Origin of the sequence: Lacimonas salitolerans, from assembly GCF_042677865.1 — a bacterium.
Classification (GTDB): domain Bacteria; phylum Pseudomonadota; class Alphaproteobacteria; order Rhodobacterales; family Rhodobacteraceae; genus Lutimaribacter; species Lutimaribacter salitolerans.
The window spans coordinates 1-4,129 of the sequence record NZ_JBHUDD010000024.1; the positions used below are offsets into that span (position 1 = coordinate 1).

Consider the following 4,129-nt stretch of genomic DNA (forward strand, 5'->3'; position numbering starts at 1 on the left):
CAAGACGCCAGACCCCCAGTCTGGAAAAAGTATCAACTGAGGCCGAAAGGGACGTAGTATGAATGCAGATGGTTCACATACAACGACATACCGACCCCATCATGCCAGAGCAGCTTCACCAGATCGCCCTTGCGGCCCCGGAAGCAGAAGATTTCGCCGCCATGCGGATCACGGCCAAGTCCCTGCTGCACCGCCAGCGCCAGGGTGTTCATACCACGCCGCATGTCCGTTACCCCGCCCGCGATCCAAACCTTGGTGCCTGCCGGAAACGCGATCATGACGGATCCAGCGCCTGCACAAGGCGCGTCAGCGCCAGCGGATCGATTGTCGCTTCAACCGAAAGACGCCTGCCGTTCCGAAGCGTGATCTCTGCCCGCTCGACCGAGGTCGACGCAGCCGCCGGCTTCGGCGCAGCTGCTTCAGTTGGCACATCAGGGGACGCGAGTGTCACCGGCATGAACCGCAACGGTGATGCACCGCCCGCAAGTTCGCCGTCGCGGAACTCAACCCCTTGGATGATCTCGGGCAGGCGGTTCCGGCCGTCGAGTTTGCGCCATTTCTTCTGCGCCGACATCATCAACTTGAACGCCATGGCCAGACCGGTCTTGCGGCTGAGGCATCCCTTGGTGCGTTTCGTGCGATGCCGGACGGTGGCGAAGGTGCTTNAAGGCGACGTTGGCTTTGGCCTTCGTCGCGGCCTGCCAGATGTCGTGCAGATGCGCCTTCGCCTTGGCCTGGATGGATTTCGGCAGCGCGTTCAGCACGTTCATGGTCTTGTGGACCCAGCAACGCTGTTCGCGCGTCGTGGCGAATACCTCGCGCAGCGCGGTCCAGAACCCCAGGGCACCGTCGCCAAAAGCCAATTTTGGGTCCTGCTTCAGACCGCGGCGCTTGAGATCGAGCAGCACCTCGCGCCAGCTTTGGGTGCTTTCGCGGAAGCCGTCGGTCATCGCCAGCAGCTCCTTGCGGCCGTATTCGTCCGCCCCGACGATCACCAGAACACATTGTTTTTCCTCGGCCATGCGCGGTTTGAAGTAGACCCCGTCCGCCCAGATGTAGAGAAAGCGTCGGTTGCCGAGGTCGCGTTTCTGCCAAGCCTCGTAGTCTTTCCACCAGTCGGCCTTCAGCCGGGTGACGGTCTTAGCAGACAGGCCCTTGGCATTCGGGCTGCGGGTTTCGCAAATTCCCGGACAGTGATTACGGAAATTCCCGGACAGTTCCGGGAAGGGTGAGAGTTGGTCCTTGCCTGCGAGGTCGCGGCTAATGTGCCGGTCTTGGAAGAGACCGGAGGGCAGCATGCCGCGACACAAGCAAGCGAGGCGAATGACCGTGCAAGACATACGAAGCATTTTGCGACTGACGCACCAGCAGGGGCTGTCGATCCGTGAGGTCGGGTTGCGACTGAAGCTGAGCAAGACGACTGTGGCGACCTATCTTTTTCGGGCGCGCGAAGCGGGGCTGAACTGCTGGCCGCTTCCGCCGGGCCGCGACGATGATGCCACGCTCGAGCGCGCGCTGTTCCAGCAAGTGGGCCGCCCGCCACGGGTGCATGAAGAACCGGACTGGGCCAAGGTATCGACCGAGCTGAAACGCAAGGGCGTGACGCTGGTGCTGTTGTGGGAGGAATACCGCGCGGCGCATCCTGACGGATATGGCTACACTTGGTTCTGCGAACAATTCAGGGCGTTTGAGAACCGCACCAGTCCGAGCTTTCGCAACCGCCATGAGGCAGGCGCGGTCATGCAGACCGATTATGCTGGCCACACGATCCCGGTCACCGATCCTGCCACGGGCGCTGTGCAGCAGGCCCAGATCTTCGTCGCTGTGTTGGGGGCGTCCAGCTATACCTTCGCCTGGGCCAGCCTGACCCAGTCGCTGCCCGACTGGATCGAGGGCCAGGTCCGGGCGCTGAAATTCTTCCGTGGCGTGCCCAAGGCGATCGTATGCGACAATCTGAAAGCGGCGGTGGCCAAACCGCTATGGTTTGAGCCCTCGATCACCAAGACCTTCGCCGATATGGCCTCGCATTACGACACGACCGTGCTGCCCACGCGGCCGCGCAAGCCGCGCGACAAGGGGAAGGTCGAGGGGGCCGTGTTGATTGTCGAGCGCTGGATCCTCGCCAGGTTGCGCAACATGCAGTTCTTCTCGATCGAGGCGCTGAATGCAGCGATCGCCGAGTTGCTGAGGGATCTGAATGACCGCCCCATGCGCCGGGTAGGTCGATCCCGCCGCGACCTGTTTGAGGAAATTGAACGGCCAGCCCTGCGCGATCTGCCCCCGGAGCCGTTCGAGTATGCCGAATGGAAGCAGGCCAAGGTGCATGCCGATTACCATGTCGACGTGCTCCACAGCTTCTATTCCGTTCCCCATCGCCTGATTGGCAAGAAGGTCGATATCCGCCTGACACACCGCATGGTCGAAATCTTCCACAATCATGAGCGCGTCGCCGTCCATACCCGTCGCGGCACGCGGGGCGGCCATTCCACCGTGACGGAGCATATGCCCAAGGCGCATCAGCGGCATGGTGGCATGACCCCGGAATACCTGATCATGCGCGCTGGCCGCGTGGGCTATCATGTTGCTGTCGTTGTTGAGCGCCTGATGCGCGACAGACCTCACCCCGAACAAGGCTATCGATCATCCCTCGGGATGAGCTGCTGCCGGTTTCGTGGACTGGGGGTTAAGCTAGCATAGCGCGGGCCTCGAACTCCATGGGACTTAGATAGCCCAGTTTCGAATGCCGCCTACGCGGGTTGTAGAAGCGCTCGATGTAGTCGAACACATCCGCACGAGCGTCGTCGCGCGTCCGATAGACCTTGCGGTTGGTTCGCTCGATTTTCAGAGAAGAAAAGAAGCTCTCCATCGCGGAATTGTCCCAGACATTGCCTGCCCGGCTCATCGAGCAGGTAATGCCATTGTCGACCAGGAGGCGCTGGAACTGCTCGCTGGTGTATTGTGATCCTTGGTCCGAATGATGCAGCAGCGCATCTGCTTTTCCGCGGCGCCAGACAGCCATCATCAGCGCATCCATAACCAGTGTGGCGTCACGATCAGCCTTCATCGACCAACCAACAACCCTACGGGAAAACAGGTCCAGGACGACGGCAACATATAGCCAGCCCTGGGCAGTCCAGATATAAGTGAAGTCGGCCAGCCACTTCTGGTTCGGGCGCTCTGCTTCGAAATCCCGATCCAGGATATTGTCAGCAATCACCGAGCGTTCGCCCTCGTCCTGCGGCTTCCCGCGTCGCTTTGGCCGTGCTCGCAGCGCATTCTGGCGCATCAGCCGCTCGATCCGGTGGAGGCCGCAGATCAGCCCCTCTTCGAGGAGGTCATGCCAGACGCGGCGGGCGCCATAGGTCCGGTCGCTGGCCTTGAAGCTGGCATCGATGGCGGAAACGAGCCTGGCGTCATAGATCGCCCGGTCGCTGAGGGGACGGTTGAGCCAGGCATGGAAGCCCGAACGCGAGACATCCAGCACCTCGCACAACCAGCTGACTGGCCAGATATGGCGGTGCTTCGCGATGAAGGCAAACCTCATGTCGCATCCCTCGCGAAATATGCTGCCGCTTTTTTTAGGATGTCACGCTCCGCCTTGAGCTTGGCGACCTCTTTCTTCAGGGCTGCGATCTCAGCCAGTTCCGCGCGCTGCTGCCCATTCCCGGGGAAAGCTGTAACGGGTGCATCAGCGGCTTCACGCACCCAGCGCCGCAACACGCTTTCTGCCAGATCCAGATCGCGGGCAGCTTGCACCACCGACACGTCTCGATCCGTCACCAGCTTCACAGCCTCAAACTTGAACTCTTTCGTAAACTTCCGTCTCATTTCCGATCTCCGATTCCTTGGTCACGATCTTATCTTCGTGTCCACGAAACCGGCAGCTGCTCACCTCTAGCACTTTTAGCGCAAGTTCGATGTTCTGAAGCGTCATTTCAGTGGCAAGGGCAGCGCTCTTCACTTGGAAAGAATTCGAGCAACACTCTGACTGGCTATCAGCTTGATGTTTATGCTGATCTTGGTTTACATATTGCGACGAAATGAAAGGGTCCCTTCGCGATTTGTGTGGGTTAAGGCGCACTGGCCTGTTCAGGGTCGCACCAGATGTTGTTGTCACGACGTGAGGCGC

Annotated in this window: 3 protein-coding genes and 2 pseudogenes; 1 reads left to right on the top strand and 4 read right to left on the bottom strand. The window is 60.4% G+C overall.

Annotation, left to right across the window (positions count from 1 at the left end; genetic code table 11):
- Window positions 1–32: 32 nt before the first annotated feature.
- Complete coding sequence (gene tnpB, locus ACFTOW_RS02130; protein ID WP_379912597.1) at window positions 33–278, bottom strand: IS66 family insertion sequence element accessory protein TnpB; 246 nt, start codon at window positions 276–278, stop codon at window positions 33–35.
- A gap of 212 nt (window positions 279–490) precedes the next feature.
- Window positions 491–1,166 (bottom strand): annotated as a pseudogene (locus ACFTOW_RS02135) (IS256 family transposase); the annotation flags it as partial.
- A 130-nt stretch (window positions 1,167–1,296) separates the two neighbouring features.
- Here ACFTOW_RS02135 and istA point away from each other — a divergent pair.
- Window positions 1,297–2,655 (top strand): annotated as a pseudogene (gene istA / locus ACFTOW_RS02140) (IS21 family transposase); the annotation flags it as partial.
- A 28-nt stretch (window positions 2,656–2,683) separates the two neighbouring features.
- On the opposite strand, the gene ACFTOW_RS02145 reads toward istA, so the two are convergent.
- Window positions 2,684–3,828 (bottom strand): IS3 family transposase gene (locus ACFTOW_RS02145; protein ID WP_379912599.1). Its coding sequence is split into 2 segments (ribosomal slippage): window positions 2,684–3,570 and window positions 3,570–3,828, totalling 1,146 coding nucleotides; the frame shifts between segments, so codons are not numbered across the junction.
- Window positions 3,794–4,129, bottom strand: a 336-nt coding sequence (locus tag ACFTOW_RS02150; protein ID WP_379912601.1) for a hypothetical protein, incomplete at its 5' end; no start/stop codon positions are given. The genes ACFTOW_RS02145 and ACFTOW_RS02150, both read right to left, overlap by 35 nt.